Raw genomic sequence first — 25026 nt, forward strand, 5'->3', positions numbered from 1 at the left:
CGCAACCGACCCGAAAGAAGAATGATCACTGTGACCGAAGCAATCGCGACCCCGGGAGCCCTCAAGCGCCTCGCCGACGAGGGCGTGTCCGTCTGGCTGGACGACCTGTCGCGGAAGCGGATCACCTCGGGCAGCCTCGCCGCGCTGGTGGCGAGCGGGAGCGCCGTCGGTGTCACGACGAACCCCTCGATCTTCCAGGCCGCCATCGGCTCCGGCGAGGGCTACGAGGAGCAGCTCACCGACCTCGCCGTCCGCGGTGTGACGGTGGACGAGGCGGTGCGGATGATGACGACCGCCGACGTGCGCGACGCCGCCGACGTCCTGCGGGACGTGTACGACGCCACGAACGGCCGTGACGGCCGCGTCTCCATCGAGGTCGACCCCCGTCTGGCGCATCGCACCGCGGCGACCGTCGCCGAGGCCAGGCAGCTCGCCTGGCTGGTCGACCGCCCGAACGTGATGATCAAGATCCCGGCGACCAGGGCGGGCCTCCCGGCCATCACCGAGGTCATCGGCCTCGGCATCAGCGTCAACGTGACCCTCATCTTCTCCCTGGAGCGCTACCGCGAGGTCATGGACGCCTACCTGGCCGGCCTGGAGAAGGCCCGCGAGCGCGGCGTGGACCTGTCCACGATCCACTCGGTGGCCTCCTTCTTCGTCTCCCGCGTGGACACCGAGATGGACAAGCGGCTGACCGCGCTCGGCACCGACGAGGCCCTGGCGCTCAAGGGCCGCGCGGCCCTCGCCAACGCCCGTCTGGCCTACGAGGCGTACGAGGAGGTCTTCGCCTCCGAGCGCTGGCTCGCGCTGGCGCCGCAGGGGGCGAACAAGCAGCGTCCGCTGTGGGCGTCCACCGGGGTGAAGGATCCCGCGTACAAGGACACGCTGTATGTGGACGACCTGGTCGCCCCGGACACGGTCAACACGATGCCGGAGGCCACCCTGAACGCCGTCGCCGACCACGGCGAGATCACCGGCGACACGGTGACCGGCGGCTACGCGCGGGCCCGCGCCGACCTGGCCGCCGTGGAGCGGCTCGGCATCTCCTACGACGAGGTCGTCCAGCAGCTGGAGGACGAGGGCGTCGCCAAGTTCGAGGCGGCCTGGCAGGACCTGCTGGACGCCGTTGCGAAGTCCCTGGAGAACAAGGGAGTTGACGCGTGATGACCGAGAACGCAAGCCCCGCCCAGGCGCAGGCGGAGGTGCCGGTGCCGGTGGGCCCGGCCGCCGAGTGGGCGAACCCGCTGCGGGACGAGCGGGACCGCCGGCTGCCCCGCATCGCGGGTCCGTCCGGACTGGTCATCTTCGGGGTGACCGGTGACCTGTCCCGCAAGAAGCTGATGCCGGCCGTCTACGACCTGGCCAACCGCGGCCTGCTGCCGCCGGGCTTCTCCCTCGTCGGGTTCGCCCGCCGGGACTGGGAGGACCAGGACTTCGCGGAGGTGGTGCACAGCGCGGTGAAGGAGCACGCCCGCACCCCGTTCCGCGAGGAGGTGTGGCACCAGCTCGCCGAGGGCATGCGGTTCATCCCCGGCGACTTCGACGACGACACCGCCTTCAAGCAGCTGAAGGACGCCGTCGAGGAGCTGGACGCCTCCCGCGGCACCGGCGGCAACTTCGCCTTCTACCTGTCGGTGCCGCCGAGGTTCTTCCCCAAGGTCGTCAAGCAGCTGAAGAAGGTCGGCCTGGCCAGCCCGCCCCAGGGCTCCTGGCGGCGCGCGGTCATCGAGAAGCCGTTCGGGCACGACCTGGCCAGCGCGCGGGAGCTGAACGCGATCGTGCACGACGTGTTCGATCCGGAGCAGGTGTTCCGGATCGACCACTACCTCGGCAAGGAGACCGTCCAGAACATCCTGGCGCTGCGCTTCGCCAACCAGATGTACGAGCCGATCTGGAACCGGTCGTACGTCGACCACGTGCAGATCACCATGGCGGAGGACATCGGCATCGGCGGCCGGGCCGGCTACTACGACGGCATCGGCGCCGCCCGCGACGTCATCCAGAACCACCTGCTGCAGCTCATGGCCCTGACCGCCATGGAGGAGCCCATCGCGTTCGACGCGGAGGCTCTGCTCACGGAGAAGCTGAAGGTGCTGAAGTCGGTGCGGCTGCCGAAGGACCTGGGCGCCTCGACCGTGCGCGGCCAGTACGCGGGCGGCTGGCAGGGCGGCGAGCAGGTCGTCGGCTACCTCGAAGAGGAGGGCATCGACCCGAAGTCGAAGACCGACACGTATGCGGCGATCAAGTTGGGCATCGACAACCGCCGCTGGGCGGGCGTCCCCTTCTACCTGCGCACGGGCAAGCGCCTGGGCCGCCGGGTCACCGAGATCGCGGTGGTCTTCCAGCGGGCCCCGCACTCCCCCTTCGACTCCACGGCGACGGAGGAGCTGGGCCAGAACGCGGTCGTCATCCGCGTCCAGCCCGATGAGGGCATGACCGTCCGCTTCGGCTCCAAGGTGCCGGGCACCTCGATGGAGATCCGGGACGTGTCCATGGACTTCGCCTACGGCGAGTCGTTCACGGAGTCGAGCCCGGAGGCGTACGAGCGGCTCATCCTGGACGTGCTGCTCGGCGACGCCAACCTGTTCCCGCGTCACCAGGAAGTGGAAGAGTCCTGGAAGATCCTCGACCCGATCGAGGAGTACTGGGCGGCACACGGCAGGCCCGCACAGTACAAGTCGGGCGGCTGGGGACCGAGTGAAGCCGACGAGATGCTCGCACGAGACGGACGGAGCTGGCGCAGGCCATGAAGATCGACCTGACCGACACCACGGCAAGCAAGATCAACAAGGCGCTGGTGCAGGGCCGCCGCGCCATCGGCACGCCGGCCGTGGGCATGGTCCTGACGATGGTCATCGTCACGGACGAGGAGAACGCCTACGACTCGATCAAGGCCGCCGAGGAGGCCTCGCACGAGCACCCCTCGCGCACCCTGGTCGTCATCAAGCGGCACGCCCGCACCCTGCGCGACCGCACCCACTCGCGGCTGGACGCCGAGGTCCGCGTCGGCTCCGAGGCCGGCACCGGGGAGACGGTCGTGCTGCGCACCTACGGCGAGGTGTCCGACCACGCCGACTCGGTTGTGCTGCCGCTGCTGCTGCCGGACGCGCCGGTCGTCGTGTGGTGGCCGGTGGACGCGCCCGAGACCCCGTCGAAGGACCCGCTGGGCGCGCTGGCGCAGCGGCGGATCACCGACCTGTACGCGGTCGAGCGGCCCCTGGAGGTGCTGCAGAGCCGCGCCCGCAACTACGCTCCCGGGGACACCGACCTCGCCTGGACCCGGCTCACGCTGTGGCGCTCCATGCTCGCCGCCGCCCTGGACCAGGCGCGGACCAAGGTGACCTCGGCGGCGGTCGAGGCCGAGGCGGACAACCCCAGCGCCGAGCTGCTGGCCCGCTGGCTGGAGGCGCGGCTGGGCGTGACCGTGGACCGCGTGGTCACCGCCGGGCCGGTCGTCACGGCCGTGCGGCTCGGCACCCACAGCGGCGAGGTGGTCGTCGACCGCCCCGAGGGCCCGCTCGCCACGCTGACCCTGCCCGGCCAGCCGCCGCGCACCCTGGCCCTGAAGGTCCGCTCCACCTCCGAACTCATCGCCGAGGAGCTGCGCCGCCTCGACGCCGACGAGATGTACGCCATCGCCCTCAAGGGCGAGGCCGCCGAGGAGAACGCCTGAGATGGCCGACGCACACTTCCCGAACCTCACCCACCGGCCGCAGTGGACGGCGCTGGCCGACCACCGCGCGCAGGGGCAGCCGCATCTGCGCGAGCTGTTCGCGTCGGATCCCTCTCGCGCCGAGCGGTACGTCGTCAGGGTCGGCGACCTGTACATCGACTACAGCAAGCACCTGATCACCGACGAGACCCTGGCCCTGCTCCAGGAACTCGCCTCCGCCACCGGCGTGTTCGCGCTGCGGGACGCCATGTTCCGCGGTGACAGGATCAACATCACCGAGAACCGGGCGGTCCTGCACACGGCGCTGCGCGCCCCGCGGGACGCGGTGATCGAGGTCGACGGCGAGAACGTGGTGCCGAAGGTGCACGCCGTGCTCGACAAGATGGCCGGCTTCGCCGACCGGGTCCGCTCCGGCGAGTGGACCGGCCACACCGGCAAGCGCATCCGCAATGTCGTCAACATCGGCATCGGCGGCTCGGACCTGGGCCCCGCGATGGCCTACGAGGCCCTGCGCCCGTACACCGCACGGGAGTTGACCTTCCGCTTCGTGTCGAACGTGGACGGCGCCGACCTGCACGAGGCCGTCCGCGACCTGGACCCGGCGGAGACGCTGTTCATCGTCGCCTCCAAGACGTTCACCACGATCGAGACGATCACCAACGCCACCTCCGCGCGCACGTGGCTGCTCGACGGGCTGGACGGCGACCAGAAGGCCGTCGCCAAGCACTTCGTGGCGCTGTCGACGAACGCCGGGAAGGTCACCGACTTCGGCATCGACCCGGACAACATGTTCGAGTTCTGGGACTGGGTCGGCGGCCGGTACTCGTACGACTCCGCGATCGGCCTGTCCCTGATGATCGCCATCGGGCCCGAGCGCTTCCGGGAGATGCTCGACGGCTTCCGGATCGTCGACGACCACTTCCGCACCGCGCCCGCCGAGGCCAACGCCCCGCTGCTGATGGGCCTGCTGGGCATCTGGTACGGCAACTTCTACGACGCGCAGTCGCACGCGGTGCTGCCGTACAGCCACTACCTGTCCAGGTTCACGGCCTATCTGCAGCAGCTGGACATGGAGTCCAACGGCAAGTCGGTGGACCGGCAGGGCCGCCCGGTGGAGTGGCAGACCGGGCCGGTCGTGTGGGGCACCCCGGGCACCAACGGGCAGCACGCCTACTACCAGCTGATCCACCAGGGCACCAGGCTCATCCCGGCGGACTTCATCGGCTTCGCCCGGCCGGTCGCCGAGCTGAGCGGTGAACTCGAGGCGCAGCACGACCTGTTGATGGCCAACTTCTTCGCCCAGACCCAGGCCCTCGCCTTCGGCAAGACCGCCGAGGAGGTCCGAGCGGAGGGCGTGCCCGAGGAGCAGGTGCCGCACCGCACCTTCCGCGGCGACCACCCCACCACCACGGTCCTCGCCACCGAGCTGACCCCGTCCGTGCTGGGCCAGCTGGTCGCCCTCTACGAGCACAAGGTGTTCGTGCAGGGCGCGGTGTGGAACATCGACTCCTTCGACCAGTGGGGTGTCGAGCTGGGCAAGGTCCTCGCCAAGCGGGTGGAGCCCGCCCTGACCGAGGGCGCCGACGTCCCCGGTCTCGACCCGTCCACCACGGCCCTGGTCGCCGCCTACCGTTCTCTCAGGAAGTGAAGCTGACATGACAGTCATGCAGTTGGGCCTCATCGGTCTCGGCAAGATGGGCGGCAACATGCGCGAGCGGATCCGCCGCGCCGGCCACACCGTCGTCGGCTACGACCGCAACCCCGCCGTCTCCGACGTCAAGAGCCTCGAAGAGCTGGTGGAGAAGCTGGACGCGCCCCGCACCATCTGGGTGATGGTGCCGGCCGGCACCGCCACGCAGGGCGTCATCGACGAGCTCAAGGACCTGCTGTCCGCCGGTGACACGGTGGTCGACGGCGGCAACTCCCGCTGGACGGACGACGAGAAGCACGCGGCCGAACTCGGCATCAAGGGCATCGGCTTCGTCGACGCCGGCGTCTCCGGCGGCGTGTGGGGCCTGCAGAACGGCTACGCGCTGATGGTCGGCGGCGACAAGGAGCACGTGGAGCGGCTGCGGCCGATCTTCGAGGCGCTCAAGCCGGAGGGCCCGTACGGCTACGTCCACGCGGGCCGGGTCGGCGCCGGGCACTTCTCCAAGATGGTCCACAACGGCATCGAGTACGCCATCATGCAGGCCTACGCCGAGGGCTGGGAGCTGCTGGAGAAGGTCAAGTCGGTCGACAACGTCCGCGAGGTGTTCCGCTCGTGGCAGGAGGGCACCGTCATCCGCTCCTGGCTGCTCGACCTCGCGGTCAACGCCCTGGACGAGGACGAGCACCTGAACAAGCTGCGCGGCTACGCGGAGGACTCCGGCGAGGGCCGCTGGACCGTCGAGGCGGCCATCGACAACGCGGTGCCGCTCCCGGCCATCACCGCCTCCCTGTTCGCCCGGTTCGCCTCCCGACAGGACGACTCGCCGCAGATGAAGATGGTCGCGGCGCTGCGCAACCAGTTCGGCGGCCACGCGGTCGAGAAGAAGGCCTGAGATGGGCGACCTGCTGCTGGTCCGCCACGGTGAGACGGAGTGGAGCCGGTCGGGACAGCACACCAGCTGGACCGACCTGCCCCTGACCGGGCACGGCGAGGAGCAGGCCAAGTCCCTCGCCCCGCTCCTCGCCGGCCGGGCCTACGCCCTGGTGCTGTCCAGCCCGCTGAGCCGTGCCCTGCGCACCGCCGAACTGGCGGGCCTGCCCGGGGTCGCGCCCGACCCCGACCTGCACGAGTGGGACTACGGCGGCTACGAGGGCATCACCAGCGCCGAGATCCACCGCACCCGCCCCGGCTGGGACCTGTGGACCGACGGCGTGCCGCCCGGCCCCGAGGGGCATCCGGGCGAGTCGCCGGCCGAGGTCGGGGCCCGCGCCGACCGGGTGCTGGCCCGCGTCGGCGCCGTGCTCGCCGACGAGAGGGCCGGCGACGTGGTCCTGGTCGCCCACGGCCACTTCCTGCGGGTGCTGACCGCCCGCCGGCTGGGCCTGCCGCCCGCCGAGGGCCGGCTGTTCCAGCTGGCCACGGGGACGGTCGGCCGGCTGTCCACCGAGCACGGCCGGCCCGTGATCGCCGAGTGGAACCGACAGCCCTGACCGATCACCCCGTGCGGCCCGGGTCACTCCTGTGACCCGGGCCGCACCGCGGTACGGCGAGCGCGGGCCCGTCCGCCTTCGGCAGGTGCGGCGCGACGGGACCCGGTGGGACCTGGCCGTGACCGGGTGGACCCCCCGGGTCGCCCGGGCCGGGCCCCGGTTCGGCCCCCTGGGCGACCGGACAGGCCCCACGGGTCGACCGGGCGGGGCCGGCCGGCTGCCGAGTGGCCGCACCGGGGATATTCCGCCAAGGGCGGGTCACGAAGAACACAGTGGCCGCCGTCGGCTCTGCTTCTAGAATCACCGGACGCGAACGAGTGCGCCCACCCCGGCGTGGGACAGTGCGAAGGAATCCGATGGCCAGCGTCGACGAACCGGTACGGCCCGACGGGCACGTGCGCGACACCGCCCGGACCAAGGCCGAGATCCTGGACGTGGCCACGCGGGAGTTCGCCCGGGCCGGCTACGACGGCGCCCGCGTGGACGAGATCGCCGCCCGCACCCGCACCACGAAGCGGATGATCTACTACTACTTCGGCGGCAAGGAGCAGCTGTTCACGGCCGTGCTGGAGCGGGCCTACGGCGTGATCCTGGAGGCCGAGCGGCGGCTGGACGTGGAGCACCTGGACCCGGCCGCCGCGATCCGGCGCCTCGCCGAGCTGACCTTCGACCATCACGAGCAGCACCCGGACTTCGTCCGCCTGGTCAGCATCGAGAACATCCACGGCGCCGAGCACATCGCGGCCTCGCGGAAGCTCGGCCGCATCGGTTCACCGGCGCTGGACGTGATCCGCCGGATCCTCGCCGCCGGCCAGGAGTCCGGGCTGTTCACGGCCGACGTCGACGCGGTCGACCTGCACGCGATGATCGCCTCGTTCTGCTTCTTCCGGGTCGCCAACCGGCACACCTTCGGCGCCCTGTTCGGCCGGGACCTGGCCGACCCGGCCCGGCGCGAGCACTACCGGACCGTGCTCGGCGACATGGTCATCTCCTACCTGACGGCCGACCGGTCCGCCGGCCGGGCTCCGGCGCCGACCGGGCCGGGCCGGTCGTAGACACCGCACCCGGTCAGGTGGGCGGACGGCCTGCGTGCGGCCGGAGGAGAGGGGCCCGGCCGGCTCTCACGGCCGCGGATGCCGCGGCTCGTACAGGGCGACCTCGCCGCCGCCCGGCAGCCGGAACGCCGTCACCCGGCCCCACCGCGGCTCCTCCACCGGGCGGGTGAACTCCACTCCCCGCTCGGCGAGTTCGCGCCGGGTGGCGTCGAGGTCGTCGCACATGAGCATCAGCTCGTGCGCGGGGGCGCCGTCGGTGGGATGGCAGGCCACCTCCGTGGGCGGCGCCTGGAAGATCAGCCATCCGTGGCCCGCGTCGACGTGCGCCCAGCCGAGGACGTCCCGAAGAAAGGCCCGGTCCGCCTCCGCGAACCGGCTGTGGAGCACCACATGAGCACCGTTGATCACGCCCGGAGGCTAGTGCCGCCGGCCATGGCGGACAAGCACCGGCGTGCTCAGCGGGTCACGGCGGCGTCGAGCAGCGGCCCCAGTTCGCGGACCACCGTGGTCAGGGGCCGTACGTCCCGTTCGGCGCGGGCCATCAGGATCGCGCCCTCCAGGGCGCTGATCATCAGCGTGGCGAGGGACTCGGCGCGGGCGGCCGGAACGCCCATCCCGGCGAGGGCCTCGGCGAGGGGGCTGCGCCAGGTGGTGAACGCGGCGGCGACGGCCTCCCGGGTGGAGCCGCCGGAAGCGGCGCAGTCGACCGTGGCGGCGGCGACCGGGCAGCCCGCGGCGAAGCCCTCCCTCTCGTACTCGTCGGTCCACTGCGCGGCCATCGCCGCGAACAGGCCGCTCGGCGTGGGCTCGGCAAGACCGGCGAGGAAGCGGGCGATCCGCCGGCCCGCGTAGTGCCCGGCCCAGGCCACGGCCTCGTTGACCAGCTGTTCCTTGCCGCCCGGGAAGTAGTGCTGGAGCGAGCCGCGCGGCGCCCCGGCGTGCGCGGCGACCTCGCGCATGCCCGTCGCGGCGACGCCCTCGCGCCGGATGAGCTGGGCCGCGCTGAAGACCATCCGCTCCCGCGGTCCCCGCTGCGCCTCGGCCATCCGCACCCCTCCGCTCCTCGCCTCGCCCCACTCTATGACCGTCGTCATAACACTCGCTACTATGACGACGGTCATAGTCGGCCATGGAGCGAAGGGCGGCCCCGCATGCACGTCGGTTTCATCGGTCTCGGAGTCATGGGCCGGCCCATGGCACTGCGCCTGGCGGCCGCCGGCGCCCCCCTGGTGGTGTGGAACCGCACCCCGCACCGCACCGAGCCGCTGCGCGCGGCCGGGGCCGAGGTCGCCGCCGACGCCGGTGAGGTGTTCGCGCGGGCGGAGGTGGTGCTGCTGATGCTCGCCGACGAGGCGGCGGTCGACGCGGTGCTCGGCCGGGGCACCCCCGCGGCGGCCGCTCGCGTCGCGGGGCGCACCGTCGTCCACATGGGCACGACCTCGCCTCAGTACTCCCGCGCCCTGGAGGCCGACGTCCGCGCCGCCGGCGGCCGGTATGTGGAGGCGCCCGTCTCGGGCTCCCGCGTCCCGGCCGAGGAGGGGCGGCTGGTGGCCATGCTCGCGGGCGAGGAGGCCGCGATCGAGGTCGTACGGCCGCTGCTCGCGCCGATGTGCCAGGAGACGTTCGTGTGCGGCGCGGCGCCGGGCGCCCTGCTGATGAAACTGGCCGTGAACCTCTTCCTGATCACCCAGGTGACCGGGCTGACCGAGGCGTACCACTTCGCCGAGCGCCAGGGCCTGGACCGGCGGCTCTTCCTGGACGTGCTCGACGCGGGCCCCATGGCCAGCGCGGTCTCCCGGATGAAGGCGCCGAAGCTGCGCGAGCGGGACTTCGCGGTGCAGGCCGCCGCGCTCGACGTGCTGAAGAACAACCGGCTCATCGCCGATGCGGCCCGCAAGGCCAACCTGGCCTCCCCGCTCCTCGACGTCTGTCACGCACTGTTCGAGGAGACGGTGGCCCAGGGGTACGGCGGCGAGGACATGGTCGCCGTGCTGCGCGCGATCGAGACGCGGACCGCCGCGGCGCCCTGAGCGGTCAGCGCTTCGGGTTGCCGTACACCCGCTCGACGCGCAGCCGCACCACCAGGCGCTTGTCGCGCACCATCGCGGCCCGGAAGTCGTCCCAGTCCGGGTGCTCGCCGAGGACGGCGCGGTAGAGCCGGATCAGCTCCTCGACCGTCTCGTCGTGCGGGTCCCGGGCGACCGGGGACAGCTCGGCCGTGCCCTCGGCGACGGCGTACGCCCAGCGGTCGGCGGTGGTGACGTGGTAGGAGGCGCGCGGGTCCCGGCGCAGGTTCCGGGTCTTGGCGCGGTCGTCGGTGACCGAGATCCGGATGATCCGCTCGTCGGGGTCGTAGGCGTGGGCGACGTTGGACAGCTGGGGGCGGCCGTCGCGCTTGAGGGTGACCAGCACGCCGCCGTGGCCCTCGGCGAACAGCTGGAGCAGCGCGTCCTGCGTGGAGTCCTGAGTCATGAAGGAATCAACTGACCGGAGCCGCACTCGCATTCCCGGCGGCCCGGCCCGGTGGACACCGGCCACCGGGCCGGGCCGGGCCGATCCCGCGCGATGAGCGGCGCGGGTGTCCCGTCGCCGCGGGCGGGGCACACCGCGTACGACGGAACCGGAGGAGAGCGATGGCACAGCTGCGACAGGAAGCCGACCCGGACGAGGCGGGGCTGGACGCGAAGGCGCTGGACCGCCTGGACGGGCACTTCGCCCGCTACGTCGACGAGGGGCGGCTGCCCGGCTACCTGGTGGCCGTGGCCCGCGGCGGCCGCGTCGCCCACCTGACCGTCTACGGCCGGCGCGACCTCGCGGCCGGGCTGCCGGTCGAGGCGGACACGCTGTGGCGGATCTACTCGATGACCAAGCCCGTCACCGCGGTCGCGGTGCTGCAGCTGGTGGAGGAGGGCCGGCTCTCTCTGGACGACCCGCTCCACCGGCACCTGCCGGCGTTCGCCGAGCCCCGGGTGTACGAGGGCGGCTCCGGCGCCGGCCTGCGCACCCGGCCGGCCGCCGGCCCGATCCTGATCCGGCATCTGCTCACCCACACCGCGGGCCTGACCTTCGGCTTCTACCACCGGCACCCGGTCGACGCGCTCTACCGCGCGTCGGGCCTGGAGTACTCGGTGCCGCCGGGCGCCGACCTGGCCGAGACGGTCGAGGTGTACGCGCGGATGCCGCTGCAGTTCGACCCGGGCACCCAGTGGAACTACTCGGTCGCCTCCAACGTCCTCGGGCGCGTCGTCGAGGTGGTGTCCGGGCAGCCGCTGGACGCCTTCTTCGCCGAGCGGATCCTGCGCCCGCTCGGGATGACCGACACCGGCTTCCACATCGAGCCCCACCAGGCCGGCCGGCTCACCGAGCTGTACCGGGAGACCGACGAGGGTGGGATCGAGCCGGTGGCGGGGCTGCCGGTGCACGGCCGGCCCCGGTTCCTGTCCGGCAGCGGCGGCCTGGTCTCCTCGGCCCACGACTTCCACCGGTTCATGGAAATGCTGCGCCGGGGCGGCGAGTTGGACGGCGCCCGCCTGCTGTCCGCGGACACCGTCGCCCTGATGACCCGCAACCAGCTGCCGGGCGGCGCCACCATCCGCGAGGTCGGCGCCCCCGTCCACCAGGAGCCCGGCAATGGCGGCCTCGGCTTCGGCTTCAACGTCTCCGTGGTCGTCGACCCCGCGCACACCTTCGCCCCGTCCAGCCTCGGCACCCACGGCTGGACCGGCGCCGCCACGACCGCGTTCTGGATCGACCCCGCCCACGACCTGACCGTCCAGTTCCTGTCCCAGGTACGCCCGAAGACGCTGAAGGTCTTCCCCGAGCTGCGGCGACTGGTGCACGAGGCACTGCCGGACTGACGGGCTCCCCGCCACGGGGATCACCAGCGCTCGTCCCGTTCGACGGGGGCGACGTCGCGCACTCCGGCGCGCCGGGTGGTGGGCGGGGCTCGTGCCCCTCACCGCCGCCGGACGACGGCCACCCGGGCCCTCGGGTGCACCCGCCGCCTTCACCGCGCGGACCACGGCCGTCCTGGCGACCTGTCCGCGCGGTGGCCCCGCGAACCAGGTGCGCGCCTCACGAACCGTGGGCGACGGCGTCCAGATGCGGCAGGTGGTGGTCCATCCGCTCCCGCTTGGTCCGCAGATAGGTGATGTTGCTCTCGCACGGCTCGATCAGCAGCGGCACCTGCTCGGCGACCTCGATGCCGTGCCGGACGAGCGCCTCCCGCTTGCGCGGGTTGTTCGACATCAGCCGCACCGAGCGCACCCCGAGGTCCTGCAGGATCTCGGCGGCCACGCCGTAGTCGCGGGCGTCCACGGGCAGGCCGAGCGCGAGGTTCGCCTCCACGGTGTCCAGCCCCTCCGCCTGCAGGGCCATCGCGCGCAGCTTGGCGAGCAGCCCGATGCCGCGGCCCTCGTGGCCCCTCAAGTAGACGACGACGCCGCTGCCTTCGGCGACGACCGCACGCATCGCCGCCTCCAGCTGGTCGCCGCACTCGCAGTGCCGGGAGCCGAACGCGTCCCCGGTCAGGCACTCCGAGTGCAGCCGGACGAGGACGCTCTCGGAGCCGATCTCGCCGTACACCAGGGCGACTTGCTCGTCGCCGCGGTCGTGGTCCAGGTAGCCGATCGCCTGGAATTTCCCGTACACGGTGGGCAGCGGCGTATTCACGACGCGTTCCGCGCCCGAACGCCGCGGGGACTTCTTGCCGAGGACGCCGATGTTTTCTGTCATGATCTGATTCCTAAGCAGAGACGAAAGGCCGTGGAAAAGATGAGTGGTTCGGGCGCGCGCACTGCCGGCTTCGGGGTGGTGCCGACGGACACTACGGAAGACGTACGGACGCGGGGGGCGGACGTTTCAACACAAGTGGCCGTCCTTCCCGTGGGCAGCTTCGAACAGCACGGTCCGTTCCTTCCGCTGGCGACCGACACGCTGGTCGCGTGTGCCGTGGCGCGGGAGATCGCCGCGGCGTACCCGGTGCACCTCCTTCCTCCGGTGACGGTCTCCTGCTCGCACGAGCACGCGGCCTGGCCGGGGACCGTCAGCATCTCCGCCGTCACCCTTCACGCGGTGGTCTCGGACATCGCGGCGTCGCTGCGCCGTTCCGGGGTCGACGCGCTCGTCGTCGTCAACGGCCACGGCGGCAACTACGTGCTGGGCAACGTAGTCCAGGAGGCCTCGGCGCGTGGGGAAAAGGCGGCACTCTTCCCGGCCGCCGAGGACTGGGAGGCGGCGCGGGAGCGGGCCGGCGTCACCACCTCGCTGCTCACCGACATGCACGCGGGTGAAATCGAGACCTCGATTCTGCTGCACGCTCATCCCGAATTCGTCCGCCCTGGATACGAGTCCGCCGATTTCACCGCCGACGACCGCCGTCAGCTGCTCACCGTGGGAATGTCCGCCTACACCGAGTCGGGCGTCATCGGCCGCCCTTCCCTGGGCTCGGCGGAAAAGGGGAGGGTACTGCTGGAGAGCCTGGCCGATTCCTTCAAGCCGTATTTCGAGTTGCTGACCTCCTCCGGGGGGCGCGGGTAGTCCGCCCGGGGGGCGTCGCCGGCCTCACGCGCCCGAACGGGGGCTGCCTCGCGGTCCCCCGCGCGCAGGTTCGCGTACCAGCGCGCGACCAGGACGGCGGCGCCCGGCAGGCTCGCCACGAAGCTCAGCACGCCGTACACGACGGCGACGGCGACTCCGGTGCTCGCGCCGAGGCCGGCCGCGGCGAACGCCCAGGCGGTGACGCCCTCGCGGGGGCCGAAGCCGCCGACGTTCAGGGGCAGGCCCATGGCGACCAGGGCGAGGACGGCGAGTGGGAGGAGCACCGAGACGGGGGCGGCGCAGCCGGCGACGCGGGCGGCCACGACGAACATCGCCAGGTGCCCGGCCAGCACGACGGCGGAGGACAGCGCGACCCCCGGTCCGGCCTGCCGGGACAGCAGGCCCTGGCGTGCCTCGCGCAGGGTCCGGCCCAGCGCGCCGCCGCGCCGGCCGGGCGGGCGGTTCAGCCGGAGGGCGAGGACGACGGCGAACGCGCCGGCGGCCGCGAGCGCCGCCGGCGGGGCGAAGCTGCGGACCTGCGCGCGGACCGGGGACGGCAGGGTCAGCAGCAGCGCCGCGCCGCTGACCGCCAGCGCGATCTGCCCGGCGACCCGCTCCAGGACGACCGCCTTCACGCCGCGCCGGAGGTCACCGGCGCTCTGCCCGTGCCGCACGGCCCGGTGCACATCGCCGAGGACTCCACCGGGCAGGGCCGCGTTGAGGAACAGCGCGCGGTAGTAGTCGCCGACGGCGGCCCCGAACGGCAGCCTGATGCGCAGCGCGCGGGCCACCAACTGCCAGCGCCACGCGCTGAACACGGTGGTGACCGCACCGATGCCGAGCGCCGCCAGCACGGTCGCGGTGTCGATCCGCCGGAGCCCGTCCAGGAGCACTCCGGTGCCCAGCCGCCACAGGAGCACGGCGAGGATGAGGGCGCCGGCGACGGTGCCGAAGTGGGTGCGCAGGGCGCGGGTGTTCAGGCGCCGGCGCACGGGGGTCTCCGGGGGCGCGGGAGGGGCGTACGACGGCGGTTGAAGGAGCGTGACGACCGGGCGCGGGCCGCCTTCCGCGGGCCGGGCGGCCGTCGTCGCGATGCCCGCGGTGCGCGCGCTCATGACGCGCCGTCCGTCGTCCGGGGCAGCGCCAGCAGGTCCGTGTGGTGGATGACGGCCTGCAGCTCACCGGCCGCGCAGGCGGCGAGCCGCGCCTGCAGATAGGACTCGGCCCGCTCGCGCAGCTCGGGCCGCTGCTCGACGGCCGCGCCCACCCAGCCGCGCAGCCACTGCTCGATCAGCGCGGAGTCCTCGGGGCCTAGCCGCCACGGGCTCGGGTTCAGCCGTACGGTCGCCCCGCGCGCGGCGAACGCCTCGCAGGCCTCGGTGACCGCGTCGGGGCCGAGCAGCCCGTCGCGCCGCTGGTGGGCGTTGAACGCCTCGGCGATCTCGGTGTCCAGCGGGTCGGCGGGGGTGAGTTCGACGCGCCCGGCGACGGACAGGGTGAGCAGCGCGGGGCAGTCGGCCCCGGTGCAGGCGTCGGCGAGGGTGGCGACCTCCTCGTGGGTGAGGACGTCGAGCAGCGCGGACGCGGTCACCAGTGAGGCCCCGGCCAGCGCGTCCGGGGTCAGCCGGGCCACGTCGCCGCGGCGGGTCTCGACGGTGACGTGGCTGCCGTCGGCGGCGGAGCGCGGCGAGGCCACGGCGGCGAAGTGCAGCAGATAGGGGTCCCGGTCGTGCAGCACCCAGTGCTGGGCGCCGTCCAGCCGGGGCGCCAGCCAGCGGCCCATCGACCCGGTGCCGCAGCCCAGGTCGTGCACGACGAGCCCGCCGGGCAGCTCGGCCAGCCGCGCGCGCAACACGTCGAGCAGCCCCTGCGCCCGGGCCGCCGCGTCGGCGCCCTCCCGCAGCTGCAGCCACTCGGGCGCGTACCGCGGCGGCTCCTCGGGGCCACCGTCCCGCAGCCGTACGGTGGCCCGCTCACCGGGCCTGGTCACGGGCCCGGCACCGGCGATGACCGGCACGCAGGCGCCGTCGGCACCGGCCGCCTCGCCCCGCGGTCCGTCCGCTGCCCGCGCCTCCTCGGCCACGCGTTCCACCCCGCTCGCCCCGGCCTCCGCCGGAACCGGTCCGCTCCTCACGGTCTCCGAGCCCCTCATGCCGCCCTCCTCGGTGCCACGCAAGCCACCGCCCGCGCCCCGTCGGCCACACGCTCCACCACGCTCGCCCCGGCCTCCGCCGGAACCGGTCCGCTCCTCACGGTCTCCGAGCCCCTCATGCCGCCCTCCTCGGTGCCTCGGGGAGTCGCTGCAGGACTCCGGCCAGGCTTCGGGCGGTGGCCGCCCAGCCGTCGAGCGCCGCGCGGCGGCCACGGGCCGCGGCCTTCAGGCGGCGGCGCACGTCGGGCTCGCCGAACCAGCCGCGCAGTTCGGCGGCGAGCGCGGCCGGGTCCTCCGGCGGGACCAGGATGCCGGGCACTCCGCCGTCGGGGGCGCGGCCGACCGCCTCGGGCAGGCCGCCGACGTCGGTCGCGAGGACCGGGATGCCCCGGGCGAGGGCCTCGGTGACCGCCATGCCGTACGTCTCGGCGTAGGAGGTGAGGACCATCAGGTCGGCGGCGGCGTATTCGGCATCAAGGTCGGCGCCGGAGCGCGGACCGGTCAGCCGCAGCCGGTCGGTGAGGCCGTACCGGGCGATCAGGTCCCGCAGGTGGGCGACGTACTCGGGGTCGTGCCCGAGGCCGCCGACCAGCGCGCAGGTCCACGGCAGGTCCCGGACCGCCGCGAGCGCCTCCACGAGCCGGTGCTGGCCCTTGCGCGGGGTGACGGCGGCCACGCACAGCAGGTGGGAGACGCCGTCGGTGCCGGGCGCGAGGGGCGCGATGTCGGCGCCGGGGGCGGCCACGTGCACCCGGTCGGGGGCGAGTCCGTGGTGGGAGACGAGCCGGCGCACCGCCCAGTCGCTGGTGGCGATCACCGTGCCCGCCGCCCGCAGCACCGCGCGCTCGCGGGTGTCGAGGTCGGCGGCGACGGCCGGGTCGAGGCCGGTCTCGTCGCCGAGCGGCAGGTGCACCAGGACGGCGGTCCGCAGCCGTTCGGCCTCGGGGACGACGATCTCCGGGACTCCGCAGGCGACCAGCCCGTCGAGCAGCACGGCGCTGTCGTCGGGCAGTTCGCGCAGCGTGCGGGCGAGGGCCGCACGGTCCTGCCCGCCCGGGCGGGGCCAGGTGCCGCCGGCGGCGTGCCGGGTGACCTGCCAGCCGAAGCCGGGCAGGTCGAGGCAGACCCGGCGGTCGTAGGCGTTGCCGCCGCTCGGGGCGGCCGGGTCGTCGACGCCGCCCGGCATGACGAAGTGCACGGTGCGCAGGGACATGGGGATGATTCCGGCGTTCTCGGCGGGTGCGGACTGCGCGGGCACGTAGGTCAGCCGCGCCTTCTCGGCCTTGTGCAGGGTCACTTCGGTCACAGGCCACGCTCGTAACTCGCCCAGGCGATGTGCGACTCGTGGAGCGTGACCGTGATGCCGGAGAGCCCCTTGGCGCCCTCGCCCAGGGCGCCCTTGTGAACGCGTTCGGCGAGCCGGTCGGCGATGACCTTCGCCAGGAACTCGGTGGAGGTGTTGACGCCGGCGAACTCGGGCTCCTCGTCGAGGTTGCGGTAGTTCAGTTCCGCGACGACGGCGCCCAGTTCCTCCGTCGCGAGACCGATGTCGACCACGATGTTGTCCTCGTCCAGCTGTGCGCGGCGGAATGTCGCGTCCACGAGGAACGTGGCGCCGTGCAGTCGCTGAGCGGGCCCGAACACCTCGCCGTGGAAGCTGTGGGCGATCATGATGTGATCGCGGACGGTGATGCTGAACAACGGACGACCCTCCAGGTGCGGCGCGTCTGGCCCCCCTTGCCCTTGCCTGCCGGGGGATGCCGTGTAGTACGGCTCCTCGCTTCCCCGCGTTCAGCGTCCTCTCACCCTTTTCTCAGGTCAGGCCGGGTCGCTGTACCGGATGCGATGGCACAGCGCGGGGATCTCCCCGGAGGCGAGCCGGGGCATGACGTCCGGGAGTTCGTCAAAAGCGCTCTCACCGGTGATGAGCGCGTCCAGCGCCGGGTCGGCGAGCAGGTCGAGGGCGAGAGCCATCCGTTCGGCGTAGCCGCGCCCGGGGCGGGCGGCCGGGGACACGGTGCCGACCTGGCTGCTGCGCACGGTGAGCCGGCGCGAGTGGAACGCCTCGCCGAGCGGGAGGGTGACGCGCCGGTCGCCGTACCAGCTCAGTTCCACCACGGTGCCCTCCGGGGCCAGGAGTTGGAGGGCGCGGGTGAGGCCGGCCTCGGTGGCGCTGGCGTGCACGACCAGGTCGCAGTCGCCGAGCGCGTCGGCGGGCGCGGCGAAGTCGACCCCGAGCGCCTCGGCGGTCTTCGCACGGGCCGGGTCGGCGTCGACGAGTTGCAGCCGCACGCCGGGGAAGCGGGCGAGCAGCGCGGCCACCGAACAGCCGACCATGCCGCCGCCGACCACCGCGATCCGGTCGCCGATCAGCGGCGTCGCGTCCCACACGGCGTTCACGGCGGTCTCCACGGTCCCGGCGAGAACGGCCCGCTCGGCGGGCACCCGCTCGGGCACCACGGTGACGGCGCTCACCGGAACGACGTAACGGCTCTGGTGCGGATACAGACAGAAGACCGTACGGCCCCGCAGCGCGTCCGGTCCCTCCTCCACGACGCCGACGCTCAGATAGCCGTACTTCACCGGGCCCGGGAAGTCGCCCTCCTGGAACGGCGCCCGCATCACCGCGTGCTGGCTCTCCGGCACCCCGCCGCGGAAGACCAGGGTCTCCGTGCCCCGGCTCACCCCGGAGTACAGGGCGCGGACCAGGACCTGCCCCTCACCGGGCCCCTCGAGGGTGACGTCACGCAGCTCGCCGTGGCCGGGTGAGCGGAGCCAGAACGCGCGGGCCGAACGGTTCATCGGCATCCTCCTGAACGATCGGGAAGTTGTTCACGTACCGAGAAGTGCACAGGCCGCGCACAGTACGCGGCGTTGATCGACTCTGTCACTCGGCCGGAGGGTGTGCGGTGGCCCTGAACAACACGTACGACGCGAGGATCCAGCAGGAGACCGCTGTGGGAGCGGGCATCCAGATCCTGCTGCTCGCGCTGCTCGGCACGGCGATCGGCATGGGACCGGCCGGGTGGCTGACCGGGCTCGCCTTCGCGTTCGCCAGCTGGGCGGTCCTCTCCCGAGCCCTGCACCGCTCCCGGCTCAGCTCCTTCGGCCCCGCGAACCGCGTCACGCTCGGCCGGGCCACCCTGGTCGGCGGGGTGACCGCCCTGGTCGCCGACTCCTTCGAGAGCGCGCCGCCGGTGACGCTGCTGGTCGGCCTGACCGCCGTCGCCCTCCTCCTGGACGGCGTGGACGGCAAGGTCGCCCGCCGCACGGGCACCTCGTCCGCGCTCGGCGCGCGCTTCGACATGGAGGTCGACGCGTTCCTCATCCTGGTGCTGAGCGTGTACGTCGCCACGCAGCTCGGCCCCTGGGTCCTCCTGATCGGCGGCATGCGCTACGCCTTCGTCGCCGCCGCCCGCGTCGCCCCCTGGCTGAACGCCCCGCTCCCCGCGTCCTTCGCCCGCAAGACCGTCGCCGCGATGCAGGGCGTCTGCCTGCTGGTCGCGGGCGCGGAGCTGCTGCCGCACGGGGCGAACCTCGCGATCGTCCTGCTGGCGCTGGGCTCGCTGATGTGGTCCTTCGGCCGGGACGTGCTGTGGCTGTGGCGCACCGCGCACACGACGGCGGAGGAAGGCCCGGCAGGGCAGGCAGCTGTGACGGCGGCTACCGCTGCGGCTGCGGCTGGACAGGCTGCGGGTGTGGCTGCGGCGGGACGGTCCGCGGCAGCCGGGGCCACGGCGGGACAGGCCGCGGTGGAGCCCCGGGTGGTGGAGCTGGCGGCGGGGTGACCCCGTGCCGGGTAGGGTCTCAGCGCCCGGACCCGGCCACGGTGAGCAGCGCCCGCCGTACCTCGGCCGCGGGAAAGGGGGTGCGCTTGCTCCGCGTGAGCAGCCGGTGGTGGAAGTCGTCGAGGACGACGGCGTGCGGCGCGTGCCGGTCGATGACCCCGGCGAGACCGGACGGCACACTGCCGGGCCGGCGCCCCGCGACCCAGGCGCGCAGAAAGTCCCCGGGCCCCGCCCCGCCCCGCACCTCCTCCGGGAGATGGTGCCGCAGCAGGTGGGTGGGGGCGTACGACCGGTCGTACACCAGATGGTCAGCGAGGAACTCCCGCTCCCGCGCGGAGAGTTCGAAGTCGCGGCTGAGCGCGAGCCCGAAGTCCGCGAAGTACACCTGGCGGCCGTCGGTGAGCAGGTTGTCGAAGTGCGCGTCGAAGTGCACCAGCCCGCGGCCACTCATGAACTCCGTGCCGCGCACCAGCGCATCCTCCACCCACCGGTACGCCGCCGAGCCGTCCCCTCGCCCGGCCTGCTGGGCACCACCCGCGTCCCGGGCGTCGCGGAGCCACGCGGAGAGCGTGCGCGGCACATGCTCCAGGAAGAGAACCAGGCTGTACGAGGCCTTCCCTATGGCCTCCAGCCGCCGGCGCACGGCTGATGACCCGTCCCAGTGCGCGACGGCCCCCTCGACGCCGCCGAGCGCATCGGCGAAGCCGACGGGCGGACTGTCCGGCAGGACCCGCCAGTGATACAGCAGCGGAAACCCCGCGTACTCGTTCCTCAGCGCCCAGCCGGTGGTCAACTCGTGTGCGGCCAGCTCCCGCCAGGCTCCGAAGCCGGACGAGCCGACGCCGTACTGGTAGAAGAGGGGCAGCCGGAACAGGTTGGCGGTCGACCTGACATGGTCCGCGGCCAACTCGAGATCCGTGAGCGGCACGCGTTTGACGAACACCGGTGTCCCCTGGACCTCCATCGCGGCCGACCTGCCACCCACGCCGGACCCGAGCTCCGGCGCGGCGGCGACCGCGTCCCGCAGCCGTCGGTCGCTGAGCTGGGCCAGTCGCGCTCCTACGGCGGCGCAGGCGGACACGCGGGCGGCATGCCCCGACTCGGACGGACCCATCGGCGCACCTTCGATCACTCGGCTCTGCGACACGCGCCCATCCTGACCGTGCGCCACGCGGACGCCATCACTTTTCCACTACGCCGGACGGCGGGGCGCTGCGGCAGGGCGCGCCCGGCATGGCGAAGGGCCCGGACCGGCAGGCATGCCGCCGGACCGGACCCATGACCACGACTGCGCGCAGGCGCGTCCTTGCCGGACGAGGAACCCTACGACCGAGCCGACCGGCTCCGTACGAGCGCGAAGGCGCCGGCCGCGAGGCCGAGGACACCCACGACCAGGCCGGCGATGCCGAGCCCACGGGCCGTGGAGTCGCTCACGTCGGCCGCCTTGGCGGTGGCGGTGCCGGTCTTGGCCGGGGCGGCGGCCGCGGAGGCGTCGTCGGCGGTGAGCTTCAGCACCGGCGCCGGGTTCTCCGGCTCGTCGTCGCCACTGGTCGGCGCCTCGATCCAGCGGACGACCTTGCCGTCGGAGTACGTCTGCAGGGTCTTGAAGACCAACTGGTCGGCGTCCTCGGGCAGCTGGCCGAAGGCGACGTCGAAGTCCTCGTACTGCCCGGCGCCGATCTTCCCGCCGGTGAAGGTGATCTGGGACGCGGCCTCGCTGATGGTGCCGTCGTCGGTCTTGACCGGCGTCTTGAGCTTGGTGGTGGTGACCTTGGCGGTCCAGCCGTCCTGCGGGTGGACCATGATGCCGAGGACGGGGTGGTCGGTGGGCAGGAAGACCTGGACCTTGGTGGTGGAGGCGCTGTCCTCCTCGTTGGGGACGCGGAAGGTCAGCACGCCGTCGGTGGCGCCCTTGGCGTAGCTCTCCGGGTGGACGGTGACGTGCGCGGAGGCGGCACCGGCGGCGAGCAGGACCGAGGCGGCGGCGACGGCGGTGACGGTCCCGGCGCGGCGCAGCGTGATGCGTGAGATGGACATGGCTGTTTCGATCTCCGTACGAGTGACGTGTGAGGGGTGTCAGAGCGAGTACGGGATCGGGACAGGGGGCCCACGCCGGGTGACCGCATGCCGCAGCGGCACCTTGCGGGGCGGCTCGGGACCGGCCTGAACAGGCAGCACCGGTCCGGCGGGAGCGGGCAGCGGGGCGTCCCGCCACCAGGCGACGAGCCCGGGCACGAGCGCGGCGGTCCGCCGCAGCAACGACCAGAGCGCGGCCTCACCCCGCCGCAGCCACCAGGCGGCGACGAGGGCGGCGAGGAGATGGGCGACGGTGGCGTGGGCAACGGTGTGCCCGTGCACCGCGACCCCCTGCATGCCGGGCATACCGGCCATGGCAGCCATGGGGTGCCCTGACATGCCGGCCATGGGGTACCCGGTCATGCCGGCCATGGCGTGCCCGGACAGTAGGTGCCCGGACATTCCGACCATGGCGTGCCCCGGCAGGGCCGGCATCCCGGCGAGGCCGGACACGGCCGGCATCCCGGCCAGGCCAGTCCCGCTGTGGCTCTGATGAGCCGCGCCGAAGCCGAGGTGCAGGCCCGCCTGGGTGAGCAGCATGGCCGCGCCGATACCGGGCAGCGACCGCTCCCGCCCACCGAGCGCCGAGCCGAGCGCGAACACGGCGAGAAAGCCGGCGCCGTCGGCCCACAGCGGCGGCATGTCCCCCATGGCCATCCCGTGCCCCGCGGCAGCGAGCAGCACGCACACCGCGGCGAACACCGCGGCGCGCAGTCCTCTCACCGCGGGGGATGCGCTCATGGGGAAGGATCCTCTCACGGAGAAGGGATACGGACCGTGACGACGCCCGGTTCACCGACGTGTGGTCGCCCCCGTCTACTCCACGCCGGTCGCGTCAAGCAGACGGATCAGATCCTTGCGCCTGTACCCCAAGAGGGAGGCCCGGTGAGCGGCCAAGAGCAGCAGATGTCCCACAATCTGCGCCGCGTAGCCGTTCTTGTCGTTGCCGAGCCACTCCTGAGGCTTCTCGATGCCCATGCTGTTCATGACCAGGCCGTGCTCGCGGCGAATCTTCGCCACCGTACTCGTCACCGCGTCCAGCAGGGTCTTCTTCGGGCGCTCGCACGTCAGGGCGAAGCAGCCCCAGTCCTCCGGTTGGCAGCCCTCAGGCGGGTGGGAGCGCAGACCCGCGTACCGCCCGTCCTCGAAACCGGCCCCTGCGAACTCGTCGTGCACCAGGGAGAACCGGTGATACCCGGGCGGGGCGGGAGGCGGAGGGGGCGTGTACTTCCACCCTGCGTCCTCGTACAGCCGCTGCTCGACCTCCTCGTCGTCGGCGAGGGTCACGGTGAAGCCCATGTCCTCGTTGCGCCCTGTCGTCGTGCCGCCTGGGTTGCGGCAGAAAGTCAGGGACAGCACGAAGTCCGAGGTGGAGATGGACTCCTTGATGTCGATGACATCGCACAGGAGGGGCGGCTGGGCCATTACCTGTCACGCCCCCCGTCTGGCGGCTTCCGCCGCCGCTTGTACTCGCTCGCTGGTTAGACCCTAGGCGAGGATCCCGGAAGTACGGGTCGCCGGTCAGCGCGGCGACGTGCCGACGGACGCGGTGGCGGGGAATCGACGAGATCGCGAGCATCCCGAGCGGTCCGCCTGGCCCTGTCAGCTGATGAGAGGCAGTGTGCGGACGCCCAGCAGCGTCTCCGCGAACATGCGGTCCAGAGGGCTGACGTCAGGGGGACAGGGGCCGATCAGGACGTCGGCCACGCTGCTCAGGTTGTAGACCTGGAAGGCGAGCTCGGGATCGATGTGGTGGGTTCCCCGCAGGGGCTCACGGAGGCCCATGACGGTGACCAGGGTGCGGCCCGTCTCGTCCTGCTGGGAGGCGTACACCGTCCACCGGTCCTCGTCCACGTCGATGAGCGCGGAGTTCGCAGGTACCGTGATCTTCACGGGGGCCGCCGTCCAGCGGTCCATGTTCAGACGGTAGTCGGCGGGGCTCAGGTAGGCGCCGGGATCGGTCAGGAACTGGTCCACCATCGCAGAACGCGCCCGGACGATCTGGCCGATACCGGCCAGAAAGTCGCCATACGGCTCATCCCGGGACGTTTCGGCCACTCTCGCGCGAACTTTGGCGAACGACAGTTCCATCTCGCGAACCGAGCGGCCCAGGTCGTCCATCGTGGCGGGCTGGTCCGTCAGTTCGTCCCAGCGCCCGAAGAGACGGTGCCAGTCGCGGGGGGTTCGCGGAGCGGTGGTGGGGATTGCCTTGTCGGGGTTCTCCAGGAGCACTTGGCCCAGTCTGGCGAAGCGTACGACCGGGAACGCGTCCGTGCCTGATGCGTAGTTGCCGAAGAGGCACCAGCCCAGGAAGGCCGCGACCAGGCGCGCGTCCACCCGGCCCCTTTTGCGGAAGAGGAGACCGACATGCGCCAGTGCCATGCCGTAGCGGTTTCCCGGTGCGAGGAGCATGGCGGTGAATCCGTTGGCGGTCTCCGCGTCCCAGGCGCTCATGATCTCCGCCTGCTGGCAGAGGATCGCCGACGCCTCCGCGAACTGCTGGGGGTAGTACGGCGCCTGTTCCAGCCCTTCCGGCTTGCCGTTGAGCCGGCGGACGCGCTCCTGGTAGTAGCCGCAGAACTGGAGCTGCCGGGCGAGCACCTCCCAGGAGACGTCGTGCGCGCCGGCCAGCGCGCGATCGGGCGGCGACCAGCCGTCGGCGAAGTAGGGCAGTTCGGGCGGGCAGTAGTGGGCGCCGGCCCAGTTGAGGCCGTCGATCTCCGCCCGCCGCTGCTCCGGGTCCAGCCGGCACCAGTCGGACAGTGGGGTGAGGACGACGTTGGCGTCCCGCCAGGTGTCCAGACGCCGGAACGCCTGCACGACCTCCAGCATGTTCAGTACGACCTGGAGCCGGGCCCGCACGAGCCGGGCGCCGTAGTCCGAGATCAGGAAGTCGTGGAAGTGGCGCAGTTCGTGAATCGTCACACTCAGGCTGGAGACCGCGTCCAGGAACGCGTCGGGCGTGGATGCGGCGCCGAGATCAGGGGTCTCGGGGCCGAGGGAGTAGCGGACGATCCGCTCCCAGGCCGCGGCGGAGTCCGCGTGGAGGGAGATCCCGGGGAACTTGGGGTCGAACTCACCGTATCCAGAACTCATTCGTCGTCCCCCGAAGTCGATCGTCACTCACCCGCGACGTCCCGAACCCGGTCGTCACTCGTTCGCCGTGTCCGGAACCCGGCCGTCGCCTTCCGGCGCCCGCCCCGCGCCCGCCACCAGTTCCACGGCCGCCCTGATCTCGCTCTCCCCCAACGGCCGTTCGCCGGATCCGAGTTCGACCCGGCCGTGCGGGCCCTCGATGACCACCTTCTGACCGTCGCCGCGTCGGCGCAGCAGGCGACACAGCTCGGGAATCACCGGCTCCTTGAACAGCAGAGCACTGGCCAGCGTCACCACGGCGGTGACCGTGCCGAAGTCGAAGGCGAACCTTCCCGGATCCTCCGCGGGACCCTTGGACAGGATGTCGCCGCCGTTGTCCGTCACGATCCTGACGATCTCCTCGCCGACCTCCGCGTCGGTGAAGAACCGGATCTTCGGGCCTGCTCCTTGCGTCATGCCGCTCCCCACTCGCACAATCGCCTGACCGCTGCCGACCACCGTAGCGGG

General features: G+C 72.6%; 25 protein-coding genes and 1 pseudogene. 11 read left to right on the forward strand and 15 right to left on the reverse strand.

The window, feature by feature from the left end:
- The first annotated feature begins 21 nt into the window (after positions 1-21).
- From tal to ACLU3S_RS00140, 7 genes are all read left to right on the forward strand, one after another.
- The gene (gene tal, locus ACLU3S_RS00110) at positions 22-1164 is read left to right on the forward strand and encodes a transaldolase (protein WP_413949569.1); all 1143 of its coding nucleotides are present in this window, start codon (positions 22-24) and stop codon (positions 1162-1164) included.
- Complete coding sequence (zwf, locus tag ACLU3S_RS00115) at positions 1164-2750, forward strand: glucose-6-phosphate dehydrogenase (protein ID WP_413949570.1); 1587 nt, start codon at positions 1164-1166, stop codon at positions 2748-2750. The genes tal and zwf overlap by 1 nt, the downstream gene beginning before the upstream one ends.
- Positions 2747-3673: a glucose-6-phosphate dehydrogenase assembly protein OpcA gene (opcA, locus tag ACLU3S_RS00120; protein ID WP_413949571.1), complete on the forward strand. Its 927-nt coding sequence runs from the start codon at positions 2747-2749 to the stop codon at positions 3671-3673. The genes zwf and opcA overlap by 4 nt, the downstream gene beginning before the upstream one ends.
- A gap of 1 nt (position 3674) precedes the next feature.
- The gene (gene pgi / locus ACLU3S_RS00125) at positions 3675-5321 is read left to right on the forward strand and encodes a glucose-6-phosphate isomerase (RefSeq protein WP_413949572.1); all 1647 of its coding nucleotides are present in this window, start codon (positions 3675-3677) and stop codon (positions 5319-5321) included.
- A gap of 16 nt (positions 5322-5337) precedes the next feature.
- Positions 5338-6216, forward strand: coding sequence for a phosphogluconate dehydrogenase (NAD(+)-dependent, decarboxylating) (gene gnd, locus ACLU3S_RS00130; RefSeq protein ID WP_413949742.1), 879 nt, complete (start codon positions 5338-5340; stop codon positions 6214-6216).
- A 1-nt stretch (position 6217) separates the two neighbouring features.
- A complete protein-coding gene (locus tag ACLU3S_RS00135) occupies positions 6218-6814 on the forward strand; it encodes a histidine phosphatase family protein (RefSeq protein ID WP_413949573.1) in 597 nt (198 codons plus the stop codon).
- A gap of 356 nt (positions 6815-7170) precedes the next feature.
- A complete protein-coding gene (locus tag ACLU3S_RS00140; RefSeq protein ID WP_413949574.1) occupies positions 7171-7869 on the forward strand; it encodes a TetR/AcrR family transcriptional regulator in 699 nt (232 codons plus the stop codon).
- 66 nt (positions 7870-7935) lie between these two features.
- Here the strand turns inward: ACLU3S_RS00140 and ACLU3S_RS00145 are convergent, their stop codons facing one another.
- Positions 7936-8277, reverse strand: coding sequence for a VOC family protein (locus ACLU3S_RS00145; RefSeq protein WP_413949575.1), 342 nt, complete (start codon positions 8275-8277; stop codon positions 7936-7938).
- 47 nt (positions 8278-8324) lie between these two features.
- A complete protein-coding gene (locus ACLU3S_RS00150; RefSeq protein WP_413949743.1) occupies positions 8325-8915 on the reverse strand; it encodes a TetR/AcrR family transcriptional regulator in 591 nt (196 codons plus the stop codon).
- Positions 8916-9020: 105 nt separating this feature from the next.
- Here ACLU3S_RS00150 and ACLU3S_RS00155 point away from each other — a divergent pair, with 105 nt between their 5' ends.
- On the forward strand, positions 9021-9899 hold the full coding sequence (locus tag ACLU3S_RS00155; protein ID WP_413949576.1) for an NAD(P)-dependent oxidoreductase: 879 nt from the start codon (positions 9021-9023) through the stop codon (positions 9897-9899).
- A 4-nt stretch (positions 9900-9903) separates the two neighbouring features.
- On the opposite strand, the gene ACLU3S_RS00160 is transcribed toward ACLU3S_RS00155, so the two are convergent.
- On the reverse strand, positions 9904-10341 hold the full coding sequence (locus ACLU3S_RS00160) for a PPOX class F420-dependent oxidoreductase (protein ID WP_413949577.1): 438 nt from the start codon (positions 10339-10341) through the stop codon (positions 9904-9906).
- 161 nt (positions 10342-10502) lie between these two features.
- Here ACLU3S_RS00160 and ACLU3S_RS00165 point away from each other — a divergent pair, with 161 nt between their 5' ends.
- Positions 10503-11726, forward strand: coding sequence for a serine hydrolase domain-containing protein (locus tag ACLU3S_RS00165; protein WP_413949578.1), 1224 nt, complete (start codon positions 10503-10505; stop codon positions 11724-11726).
- A 217-nt stretch (positions 11727-11943) separates the two neighbouring features.
- Here the strand turns inward: ACLU3S_RS00165 and ribA are convergent, their stop codons facing one another.
- Complete coding sequence (gene ribA, locus ACLU3S_RS00170) at positions 11944-12603, reverse strand: GTP cyclohydrolase II (protein WP_413949579.1); 660 nt, start codon at positions 12601-12603, stop codon at positions 11944-11946.
- A 39-nt stretch (positions 12604-12642) separates the two neighbouring features.
- On the opposite strand from ribA, the gene ACLU3S_RS00175 reads away from it, so the two are divergent.
- Positions 12643-13407: a creatininase family protein gene (locus ACLU3S_RS00175; protein ID WP_413949744.1), complete on the forward strand. Its 765-nt coding sequence runs from the start codon at positions 12643-12645 to the stop codon at positions 13405-13407.
- A gap of 113 nt (positions 13408-13520) precedes the next feature.
- On the opposite strand, the pseudogene ACLU3S_RS00180 reads toward ACLU3S_RS00175, so the two are convergent.
- The 5 genes and pseudogenes from ACLU3S_RS00180 to ACLU3S_RS00200 all read right to left on the reverse strand — a co-directional run.
- A pseudogene (locus ACLU3S_RS00180) lies at positions 13521-14522 on the reverse strand (lysylphosphatidylglycerol synthase transmembrane domain-containing protein); the annotation flags it as partial.
- The gene (locus tag ACLU3S_RS00185) at positions 14519-15559 is read right to left on the reverse strand and encodes a class I SAM-dependent methyltransferase (RefSeq protein ID WP_413949580.1); all 1041 of its coding nucleotides are present in this window, start codon (positions 15557-15559) and stop codon (positions 14519-14521) included. The pseudogene ACLU3S_RS00180 and the gene ACLU3S_RS00185, both read right to left, overlap by 4 nt.
- A gap of 115 nt (positions 15560-15674) precedes the next feature.
- On the reverse strand, positions 15675-16865 hold the full coding sequence (locus tag ACLU3S_RS00190) for a glycosyltransferase family 4 protein (protein WP_413949581.1): 1191 nt from the start codon (positions 16863-16865) through the stop codon (positions 15675-15677).
- Entirely contained in the window at positions 16862-17260 is a 399-nt protein-coding gene (locus tag ACLU3S_RS00195) for a 6-pyruvoyl trahydropterin synthase family protein (RefSeq protein WP_413949582.1), read from the reverse strand. The genes ACLU3S_RS00190 and ACLU3S_RS00195 overlap by 4 nt, the downstream gene beginning before the upstream one ends.
- A gap of 117 nt (positions 17261-17377) precedes the next feature.
- Positions 17378-18361 carry a zinc-dependent alcohol dehydrogenase gene (locus tag ACLU3S_RS00200; protein ID WP_413949583.1) on the reverse strand — a complete coding sequence of 328 codons (984 nt, stop codon included), beginning with the start codon at positions 18359-18361 and terminating at the stop codon, positions 17378-17380.
- A 107-nt stretch (positions 18362-18468) separates the two neighbouring features.
- On the opposite strand from ACLU3S_RS00200, the gene ACLU3S_RS00205 reads away from it, so the two are divergent.
- Complete coding sequence (locus tag ACLU3S_RS00205; protein ID WP_413949584.1) at positions 18469-19347, forward strand: CDP-alcohol phosphatidyltransferase family protein; 879 nt, start codon at positions 18469-18471, stop codon at positions 19345-19347.
- Between the two features lie 19 nt (positions 19348-19366).
- Here ACLU3S_RS00205 and ACLU3S_RS00210 read toward each other — a convergent pair whose 3' ends face one another.
- From ACLU3S_RS00210 to ACLU3S_RS00235, 6 genes are all read right to left on the reverse strand, one after another.
- Positions 19367-20461: a protein kinase family protein gene (locus tag ACLU3S_RS00210; protein ID WP_413949585.1), complete on the reverse strand. Its 1095-nt coding sequence runs from the start codon at positions 20459-20461 to the stop codon at positions 19367-19369.
- A gap of 209 nt (positions 20462-20670) precedes the next feature.
- Positions 20671-21384, reverse strand: a complete 714-nt coding sequence (locus ACLU3S_RS00215) for a YcnI family protein (RefSeq protein ID WP_413949586.1) — start codon at positions 21382-21384, stop codon at positions 20671-20673.
- A gap of 39 nt (positions 21385-21423) precedes the next feature.
- The gene (locus ACLU3S_RS00220; protein WP_413949587.1) at positions 21424-22164 is read right to left on the reverse strand and encodes a hypothetical protein; all 741 of its coding nucleotides are present in this window, start codon (positions 22162-22164) and stop codon (positions 21424-21426) included.
- A gap of 75 nt (positions 22165-22239) precedes the next feature.
- Complete coding sequence (locus tag ACLU3S_RS00225; protein WP_413949588.1) at positions 22240-22848, reverse strand: hypothetical protein; 609 nt, start codon at positions 22846-22848, stop codon at positions 22240-22242.
- 177 nt (positions 22849-23025) lie between these two features.
- Positions 23026-24519 (reverse strand): hypothetical protein, encoded by a 1494-nt coding sequence (locus ACLU3S_RS00230; protein ID WP_413949589.1) that lies wholly within the window; start codon positions 24517-24519, stop codon positions 23026-23028.
- A gap of 54 nt (positions 24520-24573) precedes the next feature.
- On the reverse strand, positions 24574-24975 hold the full coding sequence (locus tag ACLU3S_RS00235; protein ID WP_413949590.1) for a hypothetical protein: 402 nt from the start codon (positions 24973-24975) through the stop codon (positions 24574-24576).
- Positions 24976-25026 lie beyond the last annotated feature (51 nt).

The organism is Streptomyces sp. AF1A (genome assembly GCF_047340315.1).
Classification (GTDB): Bacteria; Actinomycetota; Actinomycetes; order Streptomycetales; family Streptomycetaceae; genus Streptomyces.